The following is a 717-nucleotide window of genomic DNA, read 5'->3' as shown; positions in this document are numbered from 1 at the left end:
GCCCGTACCCACCGGCAAGGGCGCCAGGAGCGCCGCCGCCCGGCCGGACTTCAACGGCGACGGCCTGCGCGACCTCGTGCTCGACGAACTCGTACGCGAGTCCAGCCACGCCGACGACGCGGGCATCGGCATCGTCTACGGCAGCGTCTCGGGCGTGCTCGACCCGCGCACCCGGCAGCTGCTCACACCGGCCCGCAATGCCGCGCCCACCGACGGAGTCGTCCCCGCCGCCTTCGAGTCCGAGGCGGTGTGCGACCTCGACGGGGACGGCTACAGCGACCTCGTGGTGACCACCGACCCCCCGTACGACGGCATCGGGCAGCCGCCCGTCCCCCTCCAGCTGCTCTTCGGCGGCCCCAAGGGCCTCACCGCCAAGGCCGTGAAGCTGCGCATCCCCGCCCGGTCACGGGCCGGCAACGAATGGCCCGACCAGCCCGTGTGCGGCGACTTCGACGGGGACGGCGCCGCCGACCTGACGGTCACCGCCAGCGCGGGGCAGCTCAGCTTCCTCCGGGGCCCGTTCACCCGCGGTGGCGCCCCGCGCGCCGCCGCCGCACCGATCCCCGCGAACGCGACCGTACTGGCGGCCCCCGAGCCGCGTGAGGACGCCGACGGCGACGGCTACGACGACCTCGCCGTGCGCGCGGCCGCGGGGAAGCCGGCGCGGCTGCTGCTGGGCGGACCTGCGGGCCCGGGCCGCGCGGGCGGCGCGTACAC

At 76.8% G+C, this 717-nt stretch carries 1 protein-coding gene; it reads left to right on the top strand.

Annotated features, from left to right (window positions below):
• On the top strand, window positions 1-717 hold a 717-nt coding region (locus GUY61_RS38735), incomplete at both ends, for a VCBS repeat-containing protein (RefSeq protein ID WP_166634953.1).

The organism is Streptomyces sp. GC420, assembly GCF_009916105.1.
Lineage (GTDB): Bacteria > Actinomycetota > Actinomycetes > Streptomycetales > Streptomycetaceae > Streptomyces.
The sequence above is the reverse complement of the archived record's forward strand: the minus strand, read 5'-3'. Positions and strand labels throughout refer to the sequence as shown.